We start from the raw sequence: 26776 nt of genomic DNA, 5'->3' as shown, positions 1-26776 counted from the left end.
TTGGGGTGAGGTTGAGGAGCGCGCTCATGCGCCGAAAAGCGAGAAGGCCGCCCAGGTGTAGGGCGAACGCCCCCGGTCGGTGGGGTCGTCTTGGGCTGGCCCGCCGGGCGCCGCCGGACCCATGCCCTGGCCGACACCGACATACACATCGGGATCATCGCGCAACCGCAACTGGGCGCGGCGCAGGGCTTGGGCCGGGCTGGCATCGGTTCGCTGGATATCCTCCAGAGTCCGCTGGACAAGGGTATAGGTGTCCAAGGTTGACACCGGCCAGAGGGAGGCCAGGGCGCCCGCCGCGCCGCCCTCCAGCACGGCGGCGGGCAAGCCGATGAACTCGTCTGGTGCCCGGTTCAGATCGATCATGCCCGTTTCACAGCCCGCGAGGATGAATAGGCGGCAGTTGGCCAAGGGCAGATCCCGGATCGCCGTGGTCGGGAAGGGAACCCCTTTTGTCCTTCCAACGTCGTCCAGGGGGATCTTTCCGGCGGTGTCGAGGGGGGAGGCCAGAAAGATGGCGCTGTTTTCCGCTTCCGAGTTATCCCAGCCGCCATGACCGTAGAAGGAAACGCAACTGGGGGTCCGGTTCCGGGTTTCGGCGACCAGCCGGTCGGCGGTCGCCACCTCCGTCGCCTCGGGTACGTGCCGATAACCTCTCAGGTCAATCCGCTGTGATGGGGCGAAAAAGGGAAGCGCGGGATTGTGTTCGACGCCAAGATCATCCTGCGGATTGGTGACGGCCACCAGGGCCCGGTCGAACAGGGCACGACCGGCCGCGCGGTCGGTCGCGGTCAAGACCGCCGCGAGGCTGGGCGCGTAGCGTACCGCGTAGTCGTCGAGGAACGCCTGTCCGGTCGCCGGGTTGATGGCGGCGTGCAGGGGCAGGATCGAGAAACGACCCGGCGGACAAATCACCACTTCGGGTGCCCGCTGGGCACCGTTGGCCGGGAGGAGGCCTTGGGCCGCCAGGGCGGCATGCAGCGGCCCCATGGCAAGGGACCAGAGATCCTGGCAACCGCGCATGATCGCGGGCGAGAAGCGGGCCACGGCTTCGGCGAAGGGTGCCATGTCTTGGCGGAATTCTTGATAGGCGGCGAACCAGTCCCCAAGCAGGGCATCCAACCCGTCTTCCGTCAGGGAGGGGAGAGGCACCTGATGCCATCCATCGGTCTTCGACCCCAGGATCAGGGCGCCGCCACCCCGGGGGCCAATCCAGAACTGGACCACGACACTATCCGGCCCCAGGGCTTGGAGCAGGTCCCGCGGTGGCGGCGGAGGTGTCTCAAGGTTCAGGTCGAGGCTTGAGCGCAGGATTTCAAAGGCGGCGTTACGGGCGTCAAGCTCCCTTTTAGCCGCTTTAACTTGGGCATCGAAAGCCCCGTCGGGATAAAGGTTCGGATCTGCCGACCAAGCCGCTTGGTAGGCGGTACGGGCCCCGTAGAGGTCTCTCCGGGCGGCGTCCAGGTCCGCCCGTTGGCTCGGCGATAACCCGGCTTCGGCCTCGCGCAGACGGGCCCCCAGGTCAATGCTCCTGCCGTTTTCCAGAATGGCCACGGCTTGATCGACTTCCCCAAGCGCCAGGGCGGCCATGCATCCCCGTGACGCCGCCTTCCGGAGGACCGCAAGCAAGTGATGGCGATCCGCCGTGGCTCCCAGGGTGGGCAGACGGCGGCGGACGTCGGCCTGCATGGCCTCCACCAGGGCAACGACCGCGCGCCAATCCTCCATCCTGATCAGAAGATTCATATGATTCCGTCTGATGGTGAGGTTCTGGAGCGCCCCCATGTCGAAGGGGGACAAGCGCTCCGCCTCGTCATAGAGGGCATGGGCGTGCTGCGCGGCGCCCGCCTCCCCGGCCTTGAACTCGCTTTGCAGCAGGTTGGCCTGGTTCTGGGCGGTGCTCGCCACCTCGACCCAGCGCTGGTGGCGCCTGCGGATCTCCAGTGCCTCGTCATAGAGGGCATGGGCGCGCGGCGCGGCGCCCACCTCCCCGGCCTCGAACGCGCGGGCCAGCAGGGTGGCCTTATTGGTGGCGGTTTGAGCCACCTCAACCCAGCGCTGGTGGCGCCTGCGGATCTCCAGTGCCTCGTCATAGAGGGCATGGGCGCGCGGCGCGGCGCCCACCTCCCCGGCATTAAACTCGATAGCCAGCAGGTTGGCCTGGTTGGTGGCGGTGGTCGCCACCTCGACCCATCGCTGGAGGCGCCTGCTGATCTCCAGTGCCTCGTCATAGAGGGCATGGGCGCACGGCGCGGCGCCAGCCTCCCCGGCCTCGAACTCGATAGCCAGCAGGTTGGCCTGGTTGGTGGCGGTGGTCGCCACCTCGACCCATCGCTGGTGGTGCCTGCGGATGTCCAGTGCCTCGTCATAGAGGGCATGGGCGCGCGGCGCGGCGCCCGCCTCCCCGGCCTCGAACTCGCGTAGCAGCAGGGTGGCCTTATTGGTGGCGGTGGTCGCCACCTCGACCCATCGCTGGTGGCGCCTGCGGATGTCCAGTGCCTCGTCAAAAAGGGCATGGGCGCGCTGCGCGGCACCCGCCTCCCCGGCCTCGAACTCGCTTTGCAGCAGGTTGGCCTTATTGGTGGCGGTTTGGGCCACCTCGACCCATCGCTGGTGGCGTCTGCGGATGTCCAGTGCCTCGTCAAAGAGGGCATGGGCGCGCGGCGCGGCGCCCGCCTCCCCGGCCTCGAACTCGCGTTGCAGCAGGAGTGCCTGGTTCTGGGCGGTGTTTGCCACCTCGACCCATCGCTGGTGGCGTCTGCGGATGTCCAGTGCCTCGTCAAAGAGGGCATGGGCGCGCGGCGCGGCGCCCGCCTCCCCGGCCATGAACTCGCTTAGCAGCAGGCTGGCCTTATTGGTGGCGGTTTGGGCTACCTCGACCCAGCGGTGGTGGCGCCTGCGGATGTCCAGTGCCTCGTCAAAGAGGGCATGGGCGCGCGGCGCGGCGCCCGCCTCCCCGGCCTTGAACGCGCGTAGCAGTAGGGCGGCCTTATTGGTGGCGGTGTTTGCCACCTCGACCCAGCGCTGGTGGTGGCGGAAGATCTCCAGTGCCTCGTCATAGAGGGCATGGGCGCGCGGCGCGGCGCCCGCCTCCCCGGCATTAAACTCTATTTGCAGCAGGTTGGCCTTATTGCTGGCGGTTTGGGCCACCTCGACCCATCGCTGGTGGCGGCGGAAGATCTCCAGTGCCTCGTCATTGAGGACATGGGCGTGCGGCGCGGCGCCCGCCTCCCCGGCCTCAAACTCGCTGGTGAGCAGGAGTGCCTGGCTTTGGGCGGTTTGGGCCACCTCGACCCATCGCTGGTGGCGCCTACGGATGTCCAGTGCCTCGTCAAAGAGGGCATGGGCGTGCGGCGCGGCGCCCGCCTCCCCGGCCTCGAACGCGCGGGTGAGCAGGAGGGCCTTATTGGTGGCGGTGGTCGCCACCTCGACCCAGCGCTCAAGGCGCCGGAAGATCTCCAGTGCCTCGTCAAAGAGGGCATGGGCGCGCTCCAGCAGGGGCTTCGCTTGGGTGGGGTCCACCATGCCAGCGTCTAGGAGTTGCTGATACGTCGTGGCCAAATCGCTGGCAAGATGGGCGCGTAATAGGTCCAGCTCTTCCCCGCCGGAGGGGGGAAGCGCCAACAGCAGGGTCTCGATGATGGTCGCCTGACGCGGCCAACTTTCCGGCAGGTTCGTTTCCCTCAGGCGGCTCAGCTCTTCGAGTAAAGTTGCGGGAGTGTCTGGCTGATTCGGCGTGGCGGGCGGTGTTTTTCCCGCCACTTCGCCATGCTGACGGGCCCCCTCGCTCACGCCCAGGGCACGGCAGCTTTTCAACAGGTCCAGGTGCCACTGAACACGCTCTCGGAGCGGCGTTTCCTCCTGGATAAAGGCCGCGAGTCCTTCGCTGACCTCATCGCTTAGCAGAGGATCGCTCCAATCGGCCAGAAGGGTGACTTTCCGCCCCCAATCATCATCGGCAAGCCAAGCATTGATCAGCTTGTTCACGAAGGCATTGGCGCCATCGTCCAGGCCATGTTCACGATAAGCTCGCAATAGGCTCTGATGAAGCGCCAGCCCAATCTCATCCAGGGGATCGGGGGTGAGTGCCGCCAAGCGCTCCTCCGCCCGGGGAGCAAGCAGGACCTCGCCCTCCGCGACGAGGACCGCGTGTTTCGCGGCCAAGCCTTGCGCCCCTATCAAGCGCGTGAGGGCGTCATCCAGTCCATCGTTGCCGGTCATTTCCGTTCCCCCCTATCGCGTCAGGGCCCTGCCCCATGGGTATGCAAGACATAAGGGTAAGGGAAAGATCAGTCAGCCAGAAGTCCCATCTATTCTCAACAAGCCCCCATGCCTGCCCTTGCCCCCGCCAGTCGCGTGATGGGCCTCTGTCCCATGGTCGGCCTCGTCCGTGGTTTGGGGTGAGGTTGAGGAGCGCGCTCATGCGCCGAAAAGCGAGAAGGCCGCCCAGGTGTAGGGCGAGCGCCCCCGGTCGGTGGGGTCGTCTTGGCCTGGCCCGCCGGGCGCCGCCGGACCCATGCCCTGGCCGACACCGACATACACATCGGGATCATCGCGCAACCGCAACTGGGCGCGGCGCAGGGCCTGGGCGGGGCTGGCGTTGGTCTGGTGGATATCCTCCAGAGTCCGCTGGACAAGGGTATAGGTGTCCAAGGTTGACACCGGCCAGAGGGAGGCCAGGGCGCCCGCCGCGCCGCCCTCCAGCACGGCGGCGGGCAAGCCGATGAACTCGTCTGGTGCCCGGTTTAGATCGATCATGCCCGTTTCACAGCCCGCGAGGATGAACAGGCGGCAGTTGGCCAGGGGCAGGTCCCGGATCGCCGTGGTCGGAAAGGGAACCCCCTGTGTCCTTCCAACGTCGTCCAGGGGGACCTTTCCGGCGGTGTCGAGGGGGGAGGCCAGAAAGATGGCGCTGTTTTCCGCCTCCGAGATATCCCAGCCGCCATGACCGTAGAAGGAAATGCAACTGGGGTTTCGGTCCTGGGCCTCGGCGATCAACCGGTCGGCGGTCGCCACGTCCGGCGCCTCGGGTACGTGCCGATAACCTCTCAGGTCAATCCGCTGTGATGGGGCGAAAAAGGGAAGCGCGGGATTGTGTTCGACGCGAAGATCATCCTGCGGATTGGTGACGGCCACCAGGGCCCGGTCGAACAGGGCGCGCCCCGCCGCGCGGTCGGTCGCGGTCAGGACCGCCGCCAGACTGGGCGCGTAGCGTACCGCGTAGTCGTCGAGGAACGCCTGTCCGGTCGCCGGGTTGATGGCGGCGTGCAGGGGTAGGATTGAGAAATGCCCAGGCGGACAAATCACCACTTCGGGTGCCCTCTGGGCACCGTTGGCGGGGAGGAGGCCTTGGGCCGCCAGAGCGGCATGCAGCGGCCCCATGGCAAGGGACCAGAGATCCTGGCAGCCGCGCATGATCGCGGGTGAGAAGTGGGTGACAGCTTGGGCGAAGGAATCAACAAAAGATAAGTTCTCCATGTCCTCGTGGAACCTTTGGTAGGCGGCTAACCAATCCTTGAGCAGGTTCAGCCCGTCCTCCGTTAGGGAGGGTAGGGGCAGGTGGCGCCATCCATCAGCCTTCGGCCCCAGGATCAAAGCGCCGCCACCCCGGGGACCAATCCAGAACTGGACCACGACACTGTCCGGCCCCAGGGCTTGGAGGAGGTCCTCCGGTAGCGGCGGAGGTGTCTCAAGGTTCAGGTCGAGAGTAGAGCGTAGGGTTTCAAAGGCGGCGTTACAGGCGTCAAGCTCCCTTTTAGCCGCTTTAACTCGGGCATCGAAAGCCCCGCCGGGATATTGGTCCGGATCCGCCGACAAGACCGCCTGATACGTGGTGCGCGCCGCGTAGAGGTTTCTCCGGGCGGCGTCCAGGTCAGCCCGTTGGGTCAGCGATAACGGGGCCTCGGCCTCGCGCAGACGGGTCCCCAGGTTAATGCTCCTGCCGTTTTCCAGAAAGGCCACGGCTTGATCGACCTCCCCAAGTGCCAGGGCCGCCATGCACCCCCATGACGCCGCCCCCAGTAGGGTCTCAAGCAAGTGATGGCGATCCGCCGTGGTTCCCAGGGCGGGCAGACGGCGGCGCACGTCGGCCTGCATGGACACCACCAGGGCAATGACCTTTTGCCAGTCATCCATCGCGACCAACAGGTCCAGGTGGCTACGCCGGATGGTCAAATTCTGGAGCGTCTCCATGTCAAAGGAGAACAAGCGTTCCGCTTCGTCATACAACGCAAGGGCTCGAATCCCAGCATCGGCAATCCCAGTCACGAACTCGATAGCCAGCAGGTTGGCTTGATTGGTAATGGTTTGCGCAATTCCGACTCGGCGCTGGTACTGCCTGAAGATGTCGAGGGCTTCGGCATAAAGGACATGAGCGCGCGGCGCGGCGGTCGCGTCCCCAGCTTTGAACTCGATTTGTAGTAGTGTTGCCTTGTTTGTGGCGATTCGGGCCACCTCGACCCAGCGCTGGTGGCGTCTGCTGATCTTCAGTGCCTCGTCAAAGAGGGCATGGGCGCGTGGCGCGGCGCCCGCCTCCCCGGTCTCGAACGCGCGGGTGAGCAGGAGGGCCTGGTTCTGGGCGATGGCCGCCACCTCGACCCAGCGCTGGTGACGCCTGTTGATCTCCAGGGCCTTGCCAAAGAGGGCATGGGCACGCGGCGCGGCATCAGCAGCACCGGCATTGACCTCTTTAGCCAGCAGGATAGCTTGGTTTTGAGCGATCTGTGCCATCTTAAGTTGTTGTGCGGTCTCAGGTTGAGTTTTGTAATTCCGGAAGATCTCCAGGGCTTCGTTGTAAAGGGCGTGAGCACGTGGCGCGGCACCGGTATCACCGGCCTCGAACTCAATTTGAAGCAAGGTAGCTTGTTCGCTGGCGGCTTGGGCCACCTCAAGCAGAAGTCGGCACCGCCTAAAGGTGTCCAGTGCCTCGTCAAAGAGGGCATGAGCGCGCGACGCGGCGGTCGAATCTCCGGCCTCGAACTCGCGGGCGAGTAGTGTTGCCTTTTCGGTGGCGGTTTGGGCCACCTCAATCGAACGCTGTTGGCACCTGCGGATGTCGAGGGCTTCGTCATAGAGTTCATGGGCGCGCGGCGCGGCGCTGGCGTCTCCGGCCTCAAACTCGCTTGCTAGCAGGTTGGCATGATGGTTGGCGGCTCGTGCCACTTCGATCTGACGCTGGTGGCGCCGAAAGATGTCGAGGGCTTCGTCATAAAGGGTGTGGGCTCTCTTTCGGAGCGAGTTGGTATGGGTGGGGGCAATCTTGTCAGTCCCCAAGAGCTGCAGATAGGTAGTCGCCAAATCACTGGTTAACAGAGCGCGTGCGAGGTCACTATCGACTAAATCAGCCCGCGTGAGTGCGGATAACAAAGTTTCCAGAATGGCTGCTTGGCGTGGCAAGTTTTCCTGAAGATTGGACTCACTTAGAGTCTTAAGCTCTTCGAGAAGCTTTTGGTGGTTGTTTTTCAATGATGAGGTCGTAGGCGGTATTTGCGCCGCTACTTCGGTATGCGCGAGAATTCCCTGAGTCTCTCCACGGGTGTAAGGACGCTTAAATCCCCTCCAATTACCCTCAATATGCTCAACCATGCTGTTTTGATACTGGATTTCATGCTGAAAGAGCACCGGAGGCCGCTCTTCGACTGCATCACCTAGAAAGGGGGAGTTCCAATGGGTGAGGACTGCAATCTTCGTGTTCCAATCACCAACGACAAGCCATGCGTAGATTAGTGCGTCTGCAAACCAAGTAACGTCATTCCCCACGCCACATTCACGATAAGCTCTCAGCAGGCTCTGATGGAGAGCCAGCCCAATTTCATCCAGGGGATCGGGGGCGAGGGTCTTCAAGCGCTCCTCCGCCTGGGGAGCAAGCAGGACCTCGCCCTCCGCGACGAGGACCGCGTGTTTCGCGGCCAAGCCTTGCGCCCCTATCAAGCGTAAGAGGGCGCTATCCAGTCCATCGTTGCCGGTCATTTCCGTTCCCCCCTATCGCGTCAGGGCCGTACCCCATGGCTATGCAAGACATAAGGGTAAGGGAAAGATCAGTCAGCCAGAAGTCCCATCTATTCTCAACAAGCCCCCATGCGTGGCCTTGCCCCCGCCAGTCGCGTGATGGGCTTCTGTCCCATGGTCTACCTCGTCCGTGGTTTGGGGTGAGGTTGATGAGCGCGCTCATGCGCCGAAAAGCGAGAAGGCCGCCCAGGTATAGGGCGAACGCCCCCGGTCGGTGGGGTCGTCTTGGCCTGGCCCGCCGGGCGCCGCTGGACCCATGCCTTGGCCGACACCGACATACACATCGGGATCGTCGCGTAACCGCAACTGGGCGCGGCGCAGGGCCTGGGCCGGGCTGGCGTTGGTCTGGTGGATATCCTCCAGGGTCCGCTGGACAAGGGCATAGGTGTCCAGGGTTGATACCGGCCAGAGGGAGGCCAGGGCGCCCGCCGCGCCACCCTCCAGAGCGGCGGCTGGCAAGCCGATGAACTCGTCTGGCGCCCGGTTCAGATCGATCATGCCCGTTTCACAGCCCGCGAGGATGAATAGGCGGCAGTTGGCCAGGGGCAGATCCCGGATCGCCGTGGTCGGGAAGGGAACCCCCTGTGTCCTTCCCCAATTGTCCAGGGGGATCTTTCCGGCGGTGTCGAGGGGGGAGGCCAGAAAGATGGCGCTGTTTTCCGCCTCCGAGATATCCCAGCCGCCATGACCGTAGAAGGAAATGCAACTGGGGTTTCGGTCCTGGGCCTCGGCGATCAACCGGTCGGCGGTCGCCACCTCCGTCGCCTCGGGTAGGCGCCGATAACCTCTCAGGTCAATCCGCTGTGATGGGGCGAAAAAGGGAAGCGCGGGATTGTGTTCGACGCCAAGATCATCCTGCGGATTGGTGACGGCCACCAGGGCCCGGTCGAACAGGGCGCGCCCCGCCGCGCGGTCGGTTGCGGTCAGGACCGCCGCCAGACTGGGCGCGTAGCGCACCGCGTAGTCGTCGAGGAACGCCTCTCCGGTCGCCGGGTTGATGGCGGCGTGCAGGGGCAGGATCGAGAAACGACCCGGCGGACAAATCACCACTTCGGGTGCCCTCTGGGCACCGTTGGCCGGGAGGAGGCCTTGGGCCGCCAGGGCGGCATGCAACGGGCCCATTGCAAGGGACCAGAGATCCTGGCAGCCACGCATGATCGCGGGCGAGAAGCGGGCCACGGCTTCGGCGAAGGGTGCCATGTCTTGGCGGAATTCTTGATAGGCGGCGAACCAGTCCCCAAGTAGGGCATTCAGCCCATCTTCCGTCAGGGAGGGGAGAGGCACGTGATGCCATCCGTCGGTCTTTGGCCCCAGGATCAGGGCGCCGCCACCCCGGGGGGCAATCCAGAACTGGACAAGGACACTATCCGGCCCCAGGGCTTGGAGCAGGTCCCGCGGTGGCGGCGGAGGTGTCTCAAGGTTTAGGTCGAGGCTTGAGCGCAGGGTTTCAAAGGCGGCGTTACAGGCGTCAAGCTCCCTTCTGGCCTCTTTTACCCGAGCATCGAAAGCCCCACCGGGATAAAGGTTCGGATCTGCCGACCAAGCCACCTGGTAGGCGGTACGCGCCGTGTAGAGGGCTCCCCGGGCGGCGTCCAGGTCAGCCCGTTGGCTCGGCGATAACCGGGCCTCGGCCTCGCGCAGACGGGCCCCCAGGTCAATGCTCCTGCCGTTTTCCAGAATGGCCACGGCTTGATCGACATCCCCACGCGCCAGGGCGGCCATGCATCCCAGTGACGCCACCCCCCGGAGGGCCGCAAGCAAGTGATGGCGATCCGCCGTGGCCCCCAGGGTGGGCAGACGGTGGCGCACATCGGCCTGCATGGACACCACCAGGGCAACGACCGTTTGCCACTCCTCCATCCTGATCAGAAGGTTCGCATGATTCCGTCGGATGGTCAGATTCTGAAGCACCCCCATGTCGAAGGGGGATAAGCGCTCCGCCTCGTCATAGAGGGCATGGGCGCGCTGCGCGGCGCCCACATCCCCGGCCTTGAACTCGCTTAGCCGCAGGTTGGCCTTATTGGTGGCGGTTTTCGCCACCTCGACCCATCGCTGTTGGCGCCGGAAGATCTCCAGTGCCTCGTCATAGAGGGCATGGGCGCGCTGCGCGGCGTTCGCCTCCCCGGCCTCGAACTCGCGTACCAGCAGGTTGGCCTGGTTGTTGGCGGTTTTCGCCACCTCGACCCATCGCCGGTGGCGCCGGAAGATCTCCAGGGCCTCGTCATAGAGAGCATGGGCGCGCGGGGCAGCGCCCGCCTCTCCGGCCTCGAACTCGCTTTGCAGCAGGAGGGCTTGGTTCTGGGCGGTGGTTGCAACCTCGATCCAGCGCTGGTGGCGCCTGCGGATGTCCAGCGCCTCGTCATAGAGGGCATGGGCGCGCTGCGCGGCGCCCGCCTCCCCGGCCTCGAACTCGCGTACCAGCAGGTTGGCCTGGTTGTTGGCGGTTGTCGCGACCTCGACCCATCGCTGGTGGCGTCTGCGGATCTCGAGTGCCTCGTCATAGAGGGCATGGGCGCGCGGCGCGGCGCCCACATCCCCGGCTTCGAACGCGCGTAGCAGCAGGTTGGCCTTATTGGTGGCGGTTTTCGCCACCTCGACCCATCGCTGGTGGCGGCGGAAGATCTCCAGGGCCTCGTCATAGAGAGCATGGGCGCGCGGGGCAGCGCCCGCCTCCCCGGCCTCGAACTCGCTTTGCAGCAGGAGGGCCTTATTGGTGGCGGTTTGGGCGACCTCGACCCATCGCTGGTGGCGGTGGAAGATCTCCAGTGCCTCGTCATAGAGGGCATGGGCGCGCTCCAGCAGGGCCTTGGCTTGGGTGGGGTCCACCATGCCAGCGTCTAGGAGCTGCGAATACGTCGTGGCCAAAGTGTTGGCAAGATGGGCGCGGAAAAGGTCCAGCTCTTCCCCGCCGGAGGGGGGAAGAGCCGACAGCAGGGTCTCGATGGTGGCCGCCTCACGCGGCCAGCTTTCCGGCAGGTCCTCTTCACTCAGGCGGCTCAGCTCTTCGAGCAACTTTGCGGGAGTGTCTGGCTGATCCGGCGTGGCGGGCGGTGTTTTTCCCGCCGCTTCGCCGTGCTGACGGGTTCCTTCGCTCACGCCTAGGGCACGGCAGCTTTTCAACAGGTCCAGGTGCCACTGAACACGCTCTCGGTGCGGCGTTTCCTCCTGGATATGGGCCGCGAGTCCTTCGCTGACCTCTTCTCGCAGAAGAGGGTCGCTCCAATCGGCCAGAAGGGTCACCTTCCGCCCCCAATCGTCATCATTAAGCCAGGCATTGATCAGCCCGTTCGCGAAGACATTGGCGCCATCGTCCAGGCCATGTTCACGGCAGTGCGCCAATAGGCTCTGATGGAGAGCCAGCCCAATCTCATCCAGGAGACCGGGGGCGAGGGCCGCCAAGCGCTCCTCCGCCTGGGGAGCAAGCAGGACCTCGCCCTCCGCGACGAGGACCGCGTATTTCGCGGCCAAGTCTTGCGCCCCTATCAAGCGCGTGAGGGCGCCATCCAGTCCATCGTTGCCGGTCATTTCCGTTCCCCCCTATCGCGTCAGGCCCATGCCCCAGCGGCATGCAAGACATAAGGGTAAGGGAAGGATCAGTCATCCTGAAGTGCCATCTATTCTCAACAAGCCCCCATGCCTGACCTTGCCTCTGTTGGGCAGCATTCAGCGAATAGCTGGGAGCGGACTGTCGGGTTTCTGAGAGAGTTGAAACAAACCCAACGTTGCGGCCGAGGAGTGATCCTCCGTCGTTGCTATCATGACAACGCTGCGATAGGACTTTGCGAACACAGTTTTTTTGGGGGGACGCCCGAACATGTCCGCGCTTGATGATCTCCTGGATTCCTACCGCGAAGCCGCCGTGACGGAACGCGAGAAGGGCACTTATTTCGAGCGCTTGGTCTGCGCCTACCTTACCGCTGATCCGATCCAGGCTGAGGAGTACTCCCGGGTCTGGAGTTGGCTGGAGTGGGCGGAACTCAACGGGTGGAGCGGGAAGGACGTTGGGATCGACCTCGTCGCGGAATTGCGGAACGAGGAAGGCTTCGCGGCGGTCCAGTGCAAATTCTACGCGCCTTCGCACCGGATCCAAAAAGGGGACATCGACAGCTTTCTCTCCGCTTCCGGAAAGGACCCATTTCGGCGGCGTGTGGTGGTGGACACAACCACTGGGGACTGGGGAAAGAATGCCGAGGACATGATTTCGGGCCAAACCATCCCGGTGGTCCGGATTTCGCTTAGCCATCTGCGCGACAGCGCGATTGACTGGACGATCTTCGGTCACCGTGGGGAAGCGGTTCTGACCGAGAAGAAGCGCCTCCGCCCACATCAGATCGAGGCCTTGGAGGCCGTGCGGTTGGGGTTGACCGAAGCGGACCGGGGCAAGCTGATCATGGCCTGCGGTACGGGGAAGACCTTCACCTCCCTCAAGATCGCCGAGGATCTGGTCGGCAAGTCCGGGCGCGTGCTCTTCATGGTCCCTTCCCTGGCGCTCATGTCCCAGACCGTGCGGGAATGGACCAACGATACCGGAATCCCGCTTCGCTCCTTCGCCGTCTGTTCCGATGCCCAGGTTGGCAAGCGTCGGGTCAGCCAGGACGATACCGCCGAGATCGAAGCCCACGACTTGGCCTTTCCGGCGACAACGCACCCGAAAAGGCTGGTGGAGAAGGCGGGTTCAGACGATGAAGAGCGGATGACGGTCGTCTTCTCCACCTATCAGTCCATCGGGGTTCTGGAAGACGCCCAGAAGGCCGGATTGCCGGATTTCGACCTGATCATCTGCGACGAGGCCCATAGAACCACGGGCGCCACCCTCGCGGGGGAGGAGGACTCGAATTTTGTCCGCATCCACGACAACGCCAATGTGCGTGGTCGCAAGCGGCTCTACATGACGGCAACCCCGCGTATCTTCGGCGACGCGGTCAAAACCCGAGCCGACGAGGAAGCCGCTGTCCTGACCTCAATGGATGACGAGTCCCTCTTCGGTAAGACCTTGCTGCACAAGGGCTTCGGCTGGGCGGTTCAGCAGGGGCTTTTGAGCGACTACAAGGTGATTGTGCTGGCCATGGACGAAGGTCTCGTCAGCGCGAACGTGCAGCGCCGTCTGGCCGATGCGAACTCAGAGCTGGACCTGGACGACGCAACCAAGATCATCGGGTGCTACAAGGCACTGACCAAGCAGGATCTGAAACAGGACATCTCGTTCGATCCGCAGCCCATGCGCCGGGCTTTGGCTTTTTGCAAGAGCATCGCCGCGTCCAAGCTGATCAGGGATGAGTTCGCGCATGTCGTGGCCGAGTACACCGGGGATGACGCGCTGATCAAAGACGACGCCCCGTCGTCGCCCGACCGCCTGGATATCGAGATCGAGCATGTCGACGGCACCTTCAACGCCAAGTCCCGTAACCAGCTTCTGGACTGGTTGAAGGCCGAGGCCGAGGGCAACACCGCCCGCATCCTGACCAATGCCCGTTGCCTGTCCGAGGGGGTCGATGTGCCCGCGCTGGACGCCATCATGTTCCTGCACCCCCGCAAGTCGCTGATCGATGTGGTGCAATCCGTCGGTCGCGTGATGCGCCGGGCCGAGGGCAAGCGCATGGGCTATGTGATCCTACCCGTGGGCGTCCCCGCCGGGGTGGAACCAGAAGTGGCCCTGAGGGACAACGAGCGCTATCGCGTGGTCTGGCAGATCCTCAACGCGTTACGCGCCCATGACGAACGTTTCGACGGCACGATCAACCAGGCCTCGCTGGGACAGAACGTATCGGACCGGATTGAGGTCGTCGGGATCACGCCGGACTCCGATGAATTGAAGGTGATCACCCATGAGGTGACGGAGTTGCCCGGCCACAAGGCACAGCCCCAGGCGGCCATCGGGACAGGCGGCGGCAAGGGCGATGCGGAAACCAGCAGCCCGGTGCGTACCAACGGGGAACTCTTCGTCGACGAGTTCTCCCGCGCCATCATGGCCAAGATCGTCAAGAAGTGCGGCACCCGCGACTATTGGGAGGACTGGGCCACCAATATCGCCGAGATCGCCCAGCGCCATATCTCGCGCATTACCGGGATCCTCGCGGAAGCCGCGACGCCAGCACGGAAGGCCTTCGACAGTTTCCTGGCCGAGCTTCGCGACGACCTCAACGACAGCATCTCCGAACAGGATGCCATCGAGATGCTGGCCCAGCACCTCATCACGCGGCCTGTCTTCAAGGCGCTGTTCGCCGGGCACCAGTTCACTGATCAGAACCCCGTCTCCCGCGCCATGCAGCAGGTGCTGGATGTGCTGGACGAGAACCGCATCGACAAGGAATCCAAGGATCTCGAAAAGTTCTACGACAGCGTCCGCAACCGCGCCCATGGGATCACTGATCCTCAGGCCAAGCAACGCTTGGTCGTCGAGCTTTACGACAAGTTCTTCCGCAACGCCTTCCCCCGCACGACCGAGAAGTTGGGTATCGTCTACACGCCGGTCGAGATCGTCGACTTCATCCTGCACTCGGTGAACGAGATGTTGCAGGAGCATTTCGACCAGACCCTCGGCTCCCCCGGTGTCCACATTCTGGACCCCTTCACCGGCACAGGCACTTTCATTACCCGGCTGTTGCAATCGGGCCTGATCGCGCCGGAAGAGTTGGAGCACAAGTACCGCCACGAGATCCACGCCAACGAGATCGTCCTGTTGGCTTACTACATCGCCGCGATCAACATCGAGGCGGCCTATCAAGGCATCACTCAGAAAGACGACTACGTGCCCTTCGAGGGGATCTGCCTCACAGATACCTTCCAGATGTATGAGGCCGACGACGAATTGGCGTTCTACATGCCCGACAACTCAGAACGCCGGACCCGGCAGAAGGAGTTGGATATCCGCGTGATCGTCGGCAACCCGCCGTATTCCTCTGGGCAGAACAGCGCCAATGACAACAACGCAAACGTGGGGTATCCGGGGCTGGATGGGCGATTACGCGACACCTATGCGGCGCGCTCGACTGCGACCAACAAGAACGCGCTTTATGACAGCTACATCCGGGCAACCCGTTGGGCGTCTGACCGGATCGGGGATGCGGGAATCGTTGCTTATGTCACTAACGCGGGCTGGATCGATGGGAATGCGGCGGACGGGATGCGCGCTTGCTTGGCTGAGGAGTTCACGGACCTCTACATCTTCCACCTTCGCGGCAACCAGCGCACCAGCGGCGAGCGGTCCCGCAAGGAAGGCGGCAAGATCTTCGGTTCTGGTAGCCGCGCCCCAATTGCCATCAGCGTCTTCGTCAAGAACCCGGACGCGACTGAGCATGGCCGAATCTTCTTCCACAACATCGGAGACTACCTTGACCAGAAGCAGAAGCTGGCGATCATCCGCGATTTCGGTGCGGTGAAGGCGATCAGCAATACAGGCGGGTGGGAGCGGATCACACCGGACGATCAGAACGACTGGTTGAACCAGCGGGATGTCAGTTTCGATGCGTTTATTAGAATTGGAGATAAGAGAGGCGACGTAGATGGTGCTTTGTTCGCGAATTACTCCAGAGGAATTGAAACCGCCCGTGATTCGTGGGTATACAATTACTCTGAAAAGCGACTATCGCAAAACGTAGTTAACATGATCGGTTTCTACAACTCGGAGCTCTCTCGGGTAGCCCCAGAAGAGATTAAACTACCGAAGGCAGAGAAGGAAAAACGAGTAAAAGATAGAGTTCGAAACGACAGCGATAAAATCAGCTGGTCTAGCAGTCTTCTGAGCGATTTCACGGCGGGTCGTAGAGCCTACGTCGACAAAGACGGGTTCGACATCTCTCTCTATCGACCTTTCACCAAGCAGTGGGTCTATCGTGAGTCGATGCTGATCCACCGTTTGGGTCAAATGACCAAAATTTTCCCTATGACCAGTGGGGCCAATCGAATTGTTTGGGTTTCGGGAATGGGTGTTCCAACCCCCTTTTCTGTCTCAATGAGCGATGTAGTTCCCAGCTCGCAAGGGCCCGAAAAGCCTCAATGCTTCCCCCTCTACCTCTACGACCAGATGGACGAGGAACCGGGCGGTCTCTTTGAAGGCCAGCCCTCCGGCCCCCAGCGCCGTGACGCGATCACCGATGCCGGATTGGTGCATTTCCAGGCGGCCTATCCAGGCGAGGAGATCACCAAGGAGGACATCTTCTATTACGTCTACGGCCTGCTGCATTCGCCCGACTACCGCGACCGGTACGCCGACAACCTGACCAAGGAACTGCCCCGCATTCCTTGCGTGAAGACCTATGCGGACTTCCGCGCCTTCACCGATGCCGGGCGGCGCCTCGGCGATCTCCATGTCAACTACGAGACGGTGGAACCCTATCCGGTCACCTACAAGCAGGGCATGCCTGCGCTGTGGAACGTCGGCGATGCCAAAGCCTTCTACCGGGTCACCAGGATGAAGTTCGGCGGCAAGCGCGGCAATATTGACAAGACCACGGTGATCTACAACGCCAACATCACCATGATCGACGTGCCCCTGAAAGCCTACGATTACGTCGTCAATGGTAAGCCCGCGTTGGAATGGGTGATGGAACGGCAGGTGGTGAAGACCGACAAGGACAGTGGTATCGTCAACGATGCCAACGACTATGCAAACGAGACGATGGGCAACCCCGCATATCCACTGGAACTGTTCCAGCGGGTCATCACCGTAAGCCTGGAGACCATGAAGATCGTCCGCGCCTTACCCAAGCTGGACCTGCCCGAATGAGGGCAGCAATACGCGCGCCGGAAGCTTTCCTCGCCATTTTGAATTTAGACGGCGTTGCAGCGTAGCGGCTGCTTTCGGGATTCGGTCGCACCAGTCTGAACGTCCGACATGGGCGCTTTGCAGACCTCCGTATATGGCGCCCGCACCGGGATAACCCCGGTGCGCCGGGCCCTCGTAAACCAAACCCGCTTCGCGGTTTCGGCCCTTCGGCTTCCGTCCCTGGCGCATTTCGACCGCTCCACGGTCAACCAACGGTGAAACGCGGCGGCTGTGCCAACACGGTATGGGAGAGGTATCTGGCATGCCGGTGTCTCTTGGGGTCCCAGCACATGCCCCACCGGATAGTCGAGGAAATCGCGTTTCGGTCGGGTCTGAATGTGCGAACGGTTTGGTTCCCTTTGAACCATCCGCAAGCTCGGCGATGAAGTTCCCATCTCAAGGCGGAATACCGGCGGCGCGCCCTTTGGTAGGACGGTCGATCACACACCCCAAACCCTCTCTCTATCCCGCAAAACCAACCGTCTTCTCCACCCTTTGACGGAGAGCCGTGCCTCTCCCCCCTGTCCAATGTTCCCTCCTGGTCCGACGGTTCCTGTCACAAACGGAGGGAAGGGGGGGGGCAAGGGCGTGGTTCACGCGGGGGCCCTTGATGGAAAGAGGACCCGAGGTCCCGGTTCAATCCAGCTCCTGCGAAGTCCCATGATCCGCAGCCTGTCTCCCCGTAGCCTCTCCGAAAGACCACTCCCTCCGACTGACTGATCCCCTAAGCCCGTTCGATGGACGCCCGCAACCCAAGCGGATCGGGCCGTGTGGCCGCTGCGCGTCTGCCCGCTCCAACCCGATCCTTTGGGTTCCCCTGCGCTGGCGCTCCGGTGCGGCCGCCCCCCGACGGTCTTGGCCGGGTCTCGTCGGAGGGACGGTCCCTCCGAAGGAGAAACGGAGACAGACCCATGCAGAACATCGCCATTCTCGCCGGCCACATCGGTAAGGACCCCGAAACCCGCTTCACCCAGGATCAAACCCGCATCACCACCTTCACCCTCGCCACCTCCCGTCCCCGCTACGCCAGCGGCAAGGTCCTCCTGGACCGGGACGGCCGCCGGGTCCAGGACACCGAATGGCACCGCATCACCACCTTCAACGGACTCGCGAGCACGGTCGGAAGCCACTGCGGGAAAGGCATGAAGGTCATGGTCCGGGGCCGGATCCACTACACCAAATGGACCGACGACGCCGGTATCGATCGCTACGGCTGCGAGATCATCGCCGAGACCGTGGATTTCCTGAGCCGGGCCCAGAAAACCGAAGCCGGGACCGATCAGCCCGGTGAAGACGACGATATCCCCTACTAAGGGGGCCTACCAAGGGGACCAGGTCCGGCGGTGAAAGCCGCCGGGCCTTTCCGATCCGGACAGGGATCCCCAGGTCGCGCCTGTTGCGCCTGTCGCGCCTTTCCCATGCGGTCCGCACAAAGCAACCGTGGCGAGGGAAGCGGTGTCGCCGCCCTTGGCGCCGACGGGTTGTCCGTCTCGACCTCTCCATTGTGCCACCCGGCCAGACGGGGCCGTCAAGGATCGCGGGCCCCTCCAAAATTCTCCAACCCGCTGCGCGGCCCTCCGAATTTCGGCTCCTCCCGCGCCCGCTTCGCGGCGGCTGCGCCGTCCTGGACGGCCCCGGACCGGATGACAGGCGAGGGGGTTCTCAACTGTGGGAACAGGCAATCAGAGGAGAATTTCACCATGTCCCAAGTCATCGATTTTCGCGGTTCCCTTCAGACGGAGGACGACCTCCGCGAGACCCTCTGGCTGGTCACCATGGAGCTCAACGCGGGGCTGCCCAAGGGAGAACAGATCCAGGCCCGGCGCCAGATCGCGGAGCTGGAGGCAGCCTTGGCGAAACACACCTGAACCGCCGAAGCGGGGTCTTGTGCCCCGCTTTTTCCCGTCAGGTCCTCTCGAAGCGGGTCCTCTCGACCGCGTTTCGCCCGGTGTTTCTGTCCCGGTGCGGTGTCTGTCCCGGGAGACGGACGGCCTCGAGCACCCTTCGCATCGCCGTCCCGGCTCCTGCCTTGGCCATGTCGCCGAAGCTCCGGAACGGAGCACGGTCTTTGTCCGGGGAAGGGGCCGGTCGGATGACGGAGGCGCGAAGCCCTCGTACCCAATCCTCGGCCTCGGGACCGGTGCTGGCATCCAGGGCGATGACCAGACGCTCGTCCGGATGGCGCTCGCGGAGCTCCTCCGCCACCTCCCGCCAGCGGTCGGGGGCGCCCGCGAGCACCACGGGCAGGCGGGTGGTCCGGTGGAGCGCGGCGGCCGAGGCGTAGTCCGTGGCCACCACCAGGGTATCCTGACCCAGGCGGCGCTCCGGATCGAGGACGTGGCGCAGGGGCGGGCCGTCCGGGTCACCGATCACAGGCGTCGGATTGCCCTCCTTGTCGATCAGGAGCACATCCCGCAACCGGCCGCCTGCGTTCTTCAGGGGGATGGCCAGATCGCCGGTCCCGGTGAGCTTGACCCCGTAGCCCCGGATCTTCGATGCTTTCAGCCAAGCGGAATTGCCCGGCGTGGCCCAGGTTGTGGTCTCCTGCCAAGTCAGCAGGGCGCGATCCTGGAGCGCATGGGCGAAGGCCGCGCGGATCTCCATGGGTTTGGCATCGACGGGCAGGGAGATGGTGGGGGGGCCAGAAGACCTGGGGGCCATGCTCTCCGCTGGGGCCATGCTCTGGCGGGGGGCTTCCGCCCGGGCCAGGATGGGCTCCAGATCCGGACGGGTTCGGCGGAGCTCCTGCACAAGGACGGGAAGGGCGGCCTCGTTGGGACCCAGGATCACCGGTCGCTCCGTGGCCACCTGGATGGCCGTGGCCATGGCGTAATCCGTGGCGAGGACCACCGGCCCTCCGCTTTCCAGCTTCCTGTCGGGATCAATCACATGGCGCGTCCCGGCGCCGAGCACGCCCAAATCCAGGGATGCGCCCTGCGGAGAGAGAACGCGCAGCCCCCGCAGGTGGTTGTCGGCATCACGGAAGGGGACGAGGAGATTTCCCCCGTCGTCCAAACGGCATCCTCGCCCGACCGGGCCTTTCCCCCCCAGCCAGGGGAGATCCCCGGGTTTGGCCCATGTGCTGGACGCTTTCCAGTGCTCCAGGGCCTCGCGCAGTCCAGCGGGGACGGCAGCGGGGCCCTCTGGCGTCCGGGGGGGCTTGCGGAGGGGCCGCTTGCGGCGGGTGGGCTCCGGACCGGTGTTGCCAAGGAGGGTGTCGATCATCTCCTTGTGGGCCATGACCAGGACCAAGGCGAGCGGGTCCTCGTAGGCTTCCATCATGAGGAACTGCTTCCAGCTCCGCGCCGCCCGGGCGGCGAGGGAGGGGCGCTTGGGAATCGCCCGTTTCTGGTCCAGGTATTTGCCCCACAGGCGGCTTGTCGCCGGGTGCCGCAGGGTGGGGCGGGGCCGATAGGCCCGCTTTCTCGGCCTTCGGGGTGCCGCCTTGTCTTGTTCGCTCTCTGGGTCGTGGGGTGGCTCGAAGGCCCCCAGGCGTTTTTCCAGTGCGCCGAGGGATGTGTCCCGGGCAAGGAGGCTGGCCTTCATGGTCTGCTTGCCGTCCGCCTCGGCCAGCACCAGGCCATTGCCCCGGCGCTTCAGGGCGATGCCATGGGGCGCCAGGCCCTCATGGAGCGCCCGCCAGCTCTTGGCCTCCCCGAAGACCTGGAGCAGCTCTTCGCTGTGGTCGAGGACATGGGTCTGGAAGGATTGCTCCCAGGTATGGGCCTCGTAGTCCCGGGCCTTGGCGCTTCCCTTTGGGTGGTCTGTGGTGTCGGACATGCCCCGATCGACCTGGAGGCCGTATGTTTTCTCCAGGATCCGGGCGGTCTTCTCCAGGGCTTGATAGTCCTTCCAGGGGTGCACCATTTTCAGGGTTTTCGGATGCACCATGTTGTAGGCCACATGCATATGGAAATTGTCGGTGTTGATATGGGTTCCGGCCACCCGCTGGTGGTCGGTGAAGCCCAGGGCATCGGCGAAGGCTTTCTCGATGTTCTTCAGGTCCTCCTCGGTCAGGCGTTCGCGCTCGCCGGGTCGAAAGGAGATGGCCAGATGGTAGGTCTTGTTCGGGATGTCGGAGCGCATTCTGCGAACCGCTTCGACCTCGGCGAGCGCGGTGGCCAGGTCCTCGACGCCTTCACCGGCATCGCAGTTGACGACCCACAGCCTGTCGAGCTTCTCGCCCGTCTCCTTGGCTGCGGCGATGTAGTCGCCGAGGCGGGTGTAGTTGTCGGGCAGATCGGGTTTTTTGGCGATACGGGTGGCGATCAAGGGAGGTTACCCCCTGGAGGGCTGGACGAGGCTCCGGATCTCCCGGGCGGCGGCCTTCAATTCCCCCTGGGTGGCAGCGATCTCCCCGGCCAGGGTGGTGAGGCGGGCGGTCAGGGCACCGCCCTCGAGTTCGTCGAGGGCCAGCTTGAAGAGGTTGCCCAGGCGGGCGAGGTCCGCGTTGACCTTCAGGACATCGCGGATCCCCTGCCAGGCGACGAAGTCGGAGGCGTCCGGGAGGTTCTGACCCATGAGGAGGCGCCGGAGCAGCTCCGACCGGGAGAGCCGGAGTTGCCGGGTCAGCTCGTCCAGCCGGGCTTTTTCCGCGTCGTTCAGATAGGTCTCGATCTTGTGCCGGGTCGTGGGCATTAGCGTTCCATGCCTTTGCCCATTTCTCTGCCCTTGGGCGGCAGACCCAAGGCCTCCCTTTGAAGAGCCTCGTAAAGACCCGCGGCGGTGCGCATGTTGACCTTGCGCTGGTCGAGAAGATGTTTTTCCTCGGGGCTCAGGCGCGAGCGGTCGAGGTTGAGCAGACGTGTGGCATGGGAGGAGAAGAACTGGCGGGCCTCATCCTTGGGGACACCGCCGACGCGGTTCTTGGGGCGGCTGTGGCCTTCGTCGATAACACCATAAGCGACCGGATCCCGGACCATAGCCATATGCTTTTCGGCGATGGCCATGTCCGAGAGGGCGACTTTCAGGCTGCTGGCCATGCCCGGGCTGGTGGAGTGGCGATCCAGGTCGTTCTGGAGGAACTTGCGTTCTGCGGCCATGATCAGATCGATGTTTCCGCTTCGACCGACCGCCTTCGTTTCCGTCAATAGCCCATTTCGAACATTTTGGAGTTGCTTGGCGGGAGAGGTTCTGTCCCGTTCCCGCATGAAGCCGTCTTCAAGAAGAAACAGGTGGTCAAATGTCTCTATCAAGCCAGTCATTCCCATAGGCCTCTTCCGCCGGTTTGGTGTTCAGTCCTTTTTCACGGACCCAGTCGGCGCCATTGCGGTGCTTGGCGGACAGGAGTGCGTGGGCGGGTACTTCAGCCAGAGCCATCCAAGCCCAGGCGGCTTGCTTGTCACCTGCTTGACCAGCGGCAAAGGATTCCGCAAGGTAGATACAGTTCTCGGTCATTCCGACCTTGTCGTCTTCGCTCAGGTAGCTCTTGGGCATGGTGGCTCTCCGATGGGAGTGGTTCGTTCTGGTGATGATTTTAGGAGGGACGGGCCGGGTTCGCCAGTGCTTCGGGTAGTGGCTGGATCAGGCGTATGGGGGATCTTCATAGAGATGATGCTCCAGATGGGTGAGAGGCCGCTTGGGAGACGTTCCTACGCGGTGGCAAAGGTCTCATGGTTGTGGTTCCGCAGGGGCCTTGGCCCTGATTGGGTCGAGGGCGACGGTCAGTTGTGCGTCGATCTCTTTCCGGAAAGCCTCCTCGCCCCGGGCATCGGCCAGATCGTTGTAATCCGTCAGCCCTTGGGCCTTTTCTGCCTCGGTAAAGCAGGGTGAGATGTGAAAACCGTCCACGGCTTCAGCCGCGTCACGGGCGTTCTCGAAGCCGACGTTGCGTTTCTTGTGCGCATGGTCGTTGTCGCCCGCGAGTACCAGGGTGGCTTCCGGATGGGCTTTCCGTATAGCTTCGGCCACGGCGCGCAGATTTCCGCCGTCGAAGGCCACGACGAGAGGGAGGGCCGTGGCGTCCTGGAGAGACTTGCCCGTGGCATAGCCCTCCACGATCAAGAATGTGTTCTTCAGGAGCGGGGGCCGGTCCGGATCCATCCAGTGCATGAGACCCTGTTTGCGGCCTCCTTCCAGGTAGCGCTTGTGGCCGTCGGCATCGATGGATTGGATATTTTGAATGTTGCCATTCACGTCCTGAAGTGGGATGAGCAAATGGCCGTCCTTCTGGCCTACATTGACCGAAGCCCTGATCCCCTTCTTTTCCAGATAGGGGTGCTGGATCTGATCTTTGATGGTGTCCCGATCGTGCCATAGGTTGCGGGCCAACTCCGCAGCTTCCTTCGCCAAGACTTCGCGTTCCGCCTCTCTGGCCGCCTGTCGGGCGTTCGCTTCGACCTTCAGGCGCTCCAGCTCCTGGGGGGCAAGCGCGGTGCCCGTCGAGATCCACTTCACGGCCTCCTGGCCATTCTTGTAGTTCATGATCGAGCCATTGGGCTTGCCATCGAGGAAGCCCCGGTAGGATCCGCTCTTGGCGCCTTTTTTGTCGCCGATGACGGGGACGCGGTGCCATTTGCCGTCCATGAGGGGGGTGCCCTTCAGGACGAGGCCTTCCTTCTCGAGGGCCTGGGTGAATTCGGTGGTGGGATCGATATCCCGGGTCGGGGACGGCACCCTCTCCTTCAGGCGCCAGCCGTCCAGGCGCGCGAGGTCGGCGCCCTCAGGCGCGTACCAGGATTTCCGGTGGCGATCCCATTTGGCGCCCAGCTTTTTCGCCTGATTCCTCGCCTCATAGGGGACGGCCAGATAGGTGCGCGGTCCGGGCTCCTTTTCGGGGACTTTCATGTCCGTAGGAGGGGCCTCCGTAGAGAGGGGCGGATTGGCGGTTTTCTCAGGGGCAGGGGGGGTGTCAGTCATGGCGACACTCTTTTCCTGGTGGGATCCATGCTGTGAAAAAGGCGGAGGAGGGCCGCCTGGACGTTCATGGGCTGTTCCACGAACAGGTCGAGGACCTCCACGGCTTCGGGGTGGAAAAGGGGATCGCCGTCCCTTGGGCGGGCCGGGTCTTGCTTTCCGGGGTCGGGCAGCCCCTCGAAGAAGAAACGGACCGGGACGGCCAGGGCTTGGGAGAGCTCGTAGAGGCGGCTGGCGCTGATCCGGTTGAAGGCCGTCTCGTATTTCTGCACCTGTTGCATGGAAATCCCCAGGGCCTCGGCCAATTGGGCTTGGGTCAGGCCAAGGCTCTTGCGGCGCTGCTGGATGCGGTGTCCGACATGGCGGTCGACGGGATGGGTGGAAGGGCTGTGGGAGGTCTTCATGGTGTCTCCTCGATGTCAGGTGTCGAGATGGCGGAGGGCGGCGCCATGCGGGCGCGTTTCAGGAGCGTGCTGTTCTGGAAATAGAGGGTCTGGCGCCCCAGGATTGGCGCCGATCCGGCGACGAAAATCAGCATGTCGCCCGGCAGGGTTTTGCCCCGCCTGTTCCTGCGCAGACCGCGCAGGCGCATGCATTCGTCGGCGGTGAGCAGGGGGCGGCTGGTCTCATGGAGGCTGTCGGAGACCGAGCCCAGCTCCCCCAGGCGGCCGGAGCGGGAGCGCTTGCGCTGAACGACCGTGGTCTTGCCGGTCATGTCCGACAGGGTTTTCGCCGTTTCGATGGTGTTCGGGGCATAGGCCAGGCGCAGATGGCAGTTGGCCATGATGGAGTTCTCCCGCCCATAGGCCTTCTGGAGCTGGGTGAGGTCCTGGACGATGACGAAGGCCTTCAGCCCATATCCGGCCATGAAGGCCAGGGATTGCTCGAAGATCTCGAGCTTGCCGATGCTGGTGAACTCATCGAGCAGGAGCAGCATGCGGTGCTTGTAGTTGGCCACACTTCGCCCACCCTCGAAGTCCATTTCAGCGGTCAGGCGCCGGAGGAACAGGTTGAGGACCACCCGCACCAGGGGGCGCAGGCGGTCAATGTCCGAGGGTTGGATGACCAGATAGAGGGAGGCCGGGGCCTCCCCATTCATCAGGTCGGAGAGGCGGAAGTCCGAGGTTTCCACGTTGCGGGCCACGATGGGATCGCCATAAAGCCCGAGTTGGACGGTACCCGAGGAATGGACGCCGGAGCGCTCCTGCGGCGCCTTGATCTTCATGCGCGAGGCCCCCCGGCGCACCTCGTGGTTCACATGATCGACGCCATGGTCGTAGTCCATCATGTCCTGGAGCAGGGCGATAAAACTGGCGTCCGCTTCCCCCTCTTCGTTTCCGTCGTCATTGGCCGCCGCCGAGGCGAAGGCCTGGACGTCGCACAGGTTGGCGACCCGCTTGTCCTCCTTCCGGATCCGGTAGAGGACGTGGAGGATCATCACCGAAAGCCAGGACCAACCCTCCTGCATCCAGTAGTCCTTCAGGCCCTTGCCTTCGGGATCGACGATCATGGAGGCGATGTTCTGGCAATCGGCGATGTCCCGACCGGTGCCGGTGCGGACCTCGGCCAGGGGATTGAAGCGGATGCTGCCGATTTCTGCGGTGGGTTCGAACCGGAGGATCCGCTGTCCCTGGTCAGCCCGCCATCCCGCCGTCAGGGCGTGGTTCTCGCCCTTGATGTCGAGGATCAGGGCCGAATGGGTCCAGGACAGCAGGGTCGGGAGGATCAACCCGACGCCCTTGCCCGAGCGGGTCGGGGCGAAAGCCATGACATGTTCCGGGCCGTCGTGGCGCAGGGTGCGGGTGCCCAGAAGTCCGGGCCAGCCGCCGACGACAACGCCCCGCTTGGTGAACAGCTCCGCCTTGGTCACATCTGAACGGGTGGCCCATTTCGCGGATCCGTGGAGCTCGCCCTGGTTCCTTCCCCCGGTGAGCGTGGAGGACCCGGCGCGGCTGGACAGGACCAAGACGAGGACCATGGTGAGGATGCTTCCGGCGCCCGTCCACCAGAGCGGATAGAGGAGTTCGGTGGGCAGGCTGCCCGTGACGCGGATGGTGGTCAGCAGCCAGGTCCACCAACGGGGATCCAGGGGCAGAAACCCATTGGCCCCATGCCACTGAGCCAGGATCAGGGCCAGAGCGGCGAGGAAGACGATGGGGAGGAGGAGGCGGGTCATGGGTTGACCTCCTCATCCGGTGCGTGCTGCACGGGGTAGAATTCCGGAAAGATGCTCAGGTCCGCGAGACAGCGGAGAAATTCGTCGAAAAAGGCCTGGGGCTCTCCATCGTTCCACGCCTCCTCCATCAAATCCCGCCGCTCTTCCTCGGGCATTGATGGCCTTAAATAAAGTAGTTGCTGACTGTACATGTCCTGGGCGAGGATTCTGAATAGGCAATCGTCAATCGGGTAGGGACTGGGTTTATCCGCGCGACTGACCAGTCGAACGCCATGATGCCCCAAGCACGTTTTCAAGGTCCGCAGCTTGCTGACGTAGTAGGTCCGGTTCATGCGCTCCCAAACGCCCGCCGCCAGGGCCGGTTCATCGTTTGCGCGGTGATCTACCTCTGGCAGACCGGAACGTATGATCGAGCCTTTGAAATTTTTCAGGCCGCCCGAAAATAGGGATGCAAGCACCTGCAAGTCGGCATCTATTCGGGCGCGCTTGAATAGGAAGTGCCAGAAACTTCGAACCAGTCCGAGTGGCGGCTCCAATTCACCTGCTTGGAGACGGAAACAAAGTTTCGATTTCTCATCGAATAGTCCGATGATTCCCCAGTAGTACGTAAGGCCTTGAGCGATTTGGAGGGCGGTTAAGTCCGTACAGATCTCCGTCGCGGTTTCCTGAGTACACCGAAAGTAGACATAGGGCGTGCTGTAGCGGTTCCAGTGCCCCTCGCAGGAGGCTATCGTCTGGATCCGTCCCGTGGCGTTCATGGCATCCACGAGAGGTTTGATCCGAGGGTCGATCGGCTCGTTTTGCCAAGTATGCTTGAGGCTAGATGTCATGCGGCCACCTCCTTGCCGTCGCGCAGGATGTAGCGGCGGTCCCGGACTTCCCAGATGTCGGTGATCTGCCGGTAGCCGCTGGCGGTGCGTTTGATCTGCACCACCACATCCACCAGGTCGGACAGATATTCGGGGATATCGGGCATC

15 protein-coding genes are annotated in these 26776 nt (G+C 63.5%); 4 read left to right on the top strand and 11 right to left on the bottom strand.

The window, feature by feature from the left end; genetic code table 11:
• Positions 1-24: 24 nt before the first annotated feature.
• Both ACLIRY_RS23975 and ACLIRY_RS23970 read right to left on the bottom strand, forming a co-directional pair.
• Complete coding sequence (locus ACLIRY_RS23975) at positions 25-4218, bottom strand: hypothetical protein (RefSeq protein WP_413207952.1); 4194 nt, start codon at positions 4216-4218, stop codon at positions 25-27.
• A gap of 198 nt (positions 4219-4416) precedes the next feature.
• Positions 4417-7293, bottom strand: a complete 2877-nt coding sequence (locus ACLIRY_RS23970) for a CHAT domain-containing protein (RefSeq protein ID WP_413207951.1) — start codon at positions 7291-7293, stop codon at positions 4417-4419.
• A 495-nt stretch (positions 7294-7788) separates the two neighbouring features.
• Here ACLIRY_RS23970 and ACLIRY_RS23965 point away from each other — a divergent pair, with 495 nt between their 5' ends.
• Positions 7789-7932, top strand: coding sequence for a hypothetical protein (locus tag ACLIRY_RS23965; RefSeq protein ID WP_413207950.1), 144 nt, complete (start codon positions 7789-7791; stop codon positions 7930-7932).
• A gap of 231 nt (positions 7933-8163) precedes the next feature.
• On the opposite strand, the gene ACLIRY_RS23960 is transcribed toward ACLIRY_RS23965, so the two are convergent.
• The gene (locus ACLIRY_RS23960) at positions 8164-11529 is read right to left on the bottom strand and encodes a CHAT domain-containing protein (protein ID WP_413207949.1); all 3366 of its coding nucleotides are present in this window, start codon (positions 11527-11529) and stop codon (positions 8164-8166) included.
• Positions 11530-11818: 289 nt separating this feature from the next.
• Here ACLIRY_RS23960 and ACLIRY_RS23955 point away from each other — a divergent pair, with 289 nt between their 5' ends.
• The 3 genes from ACLIRY_RS23955 (at position 11819) to ACLIRY_RS23945 (ending at position 18636) form a co-directional block, all read left to right on the top strand.
• Positions 11819-16729: a DEAD/DEAH box helicase gene (locus ACLIRY_RS23955; RefSeq protein WP_413207948.1), complete on the top strand. Its 4911-nt coding sequence runs from the start codon at positions 11819-11821 to the stop codon at positions 16727-16729.
• Between the two features lie 950 nt (positions 16730-17679).
• Positions 17680-18081 (top strand): single-stranded DNA-binding protein, encoded by a 402-nt coding sequence (locus tag ACLIRY_RS23950; protein WP_413207947.1) that lies wholly within the window; start codon positions 17680-17682, stop codon positions 18079-18081.
• Between the two features lie 387 nt (positions 18082-18468).
• The gene (locus ACLIRY_RS23945) at positions 18469-18636 is read left to right on the top strand and encodes a hypothetical protein (protein WP_413207946.1); all 168 of its coding nucleotides are present in this window, start codon (positions 18469-18471) and stop codon (positions 18634-18636) included.
• Between the two features lie 37 nt (positions 18637-18673).
• Here the strand turns inward: ACLIRY_RS23945 and traI are convergent, their stop codons facing one another.
• From traI to ACLIRY_RS23905, 8 genes are all read right to left on the bottom strand, one after another.
• Complete coding sequence (gene traI / locus ACLIRY_RS23940) at positions 18674-21040, bottom strand: TraI/MobA(P) family conjugative relaxase (RefSeq protein ID WP_413207945.1); 2367 nt, start codon at positions 21038-21040, stop codon at positions 18674-18676.
• A gap of 6 nt (positions 21041-21046) precedes the next feature.
• Positions 21047-21406 carry a plasmid mobilization protein gene (locus ACLIRY_RS23935; RefSeq protein WP_413207944.1) on the bottom strand — a complete coding sequence of 120 codons (360 nt, stop codon included), beginning with the start codon at positions 21404-21406 and terminating at the stop codon, positions 21047-21049.
• Positions 21406-21963, bottom strand: a complete 558-nt coding sequence (locus tag ACLIRY_RS23930) for a hypothetical protein (RefSeq protein ID WP_413207943.1) — start codon at positions 21961-21963, stop codon at positions 21406-21408. The genes ACLIRY_RS23935 and ACLIRY_RS23930 overlap by 1 nt, the downstream gene beginning before the upstream one ends.
• Positions 21947-22204, bottom strand: coding sequence for a hypothetical protein (locus ACLIRY_RS23925; RefSeq protein WP_413207942.1), 258 nt, complete (start codon positions 22202-22204; stop codon positions 21947-21949). Before ACLIRY_RS23925 ends, ACLIRY_RS23930 begins: the two co-directional genes overlap by 17 nt.
• 174 nt (positions 22205-22378) lie before the next feature.
• Positions 22379-23626, bottom strand: a complete 1248-nt coding sequence (locus tag ACLIRY_RS23920) for a DUF5710 domain-containing protein (RefSeq protein ID WP_413207941.1) — start codon at positions 23624-23626, stop codon at positions 22379-22381.
• Positions 23623-24027 carry a helix-turn-helix domain-containing protein gene (locus ACLIRY_RS23915; RefSeq protein ID WP_413207940.1) on the bottom strand — a complete coding sequence of 135 codons (405 nt, stop codon included), beginning with the start codon at positions 24025-24027 and terminating at the stop codon, positions 23623-23625. Before ACLIRY_RS23915 ends, ACLIRY_RS23920 begins: the two co-directional genes overlap by 4 nt.
• Positions 24024-25799: a type IV secretory system conjugative DNA transfer family protein gene (locus ACLIRY_RS23910; RefSeq protein ID WP_413207939.1), complete on the bottom strand. Its 1776-nt coding sequence runs from the start codon at positions 25797-25799 to the stop codon at positions 24024-24026. The genes ACLIRY_RS23915 and ACLIRY_RS23910 overlap by 4 nt, the downstream gene beginning before the upstream one ends.
• Positions 25796-26629, bottom strand: a complete 834-nt coding sequence (locus ACLIRY_RS23905) for a hypothetical protein (protein WP_413207938.1) — start codon at positions 26627-26629, stop codon at positions 25796-25798. The genes ACLIRY_RS23910 and ACLIRY_RS23905 overlap by 4 nt, the downstream gene beginning before the upstream one ends.
• Between the last annotated feature and the right edge of the window lie 147 nt (positions 26630-26776).

The sequence above is a fragment of the Rhodospirillum sp. A1_3_36 genome (assembly GCF_047263945.1).
GTDB lineage: Bacteria > Pseudomonadota > Alphaproteobacteria > Rhodospirillales > Rhodospirillaceae > Rhodospirillum.
This window is presented reverse-complemented; position numbering and strand designations above follow the sequence as displayed.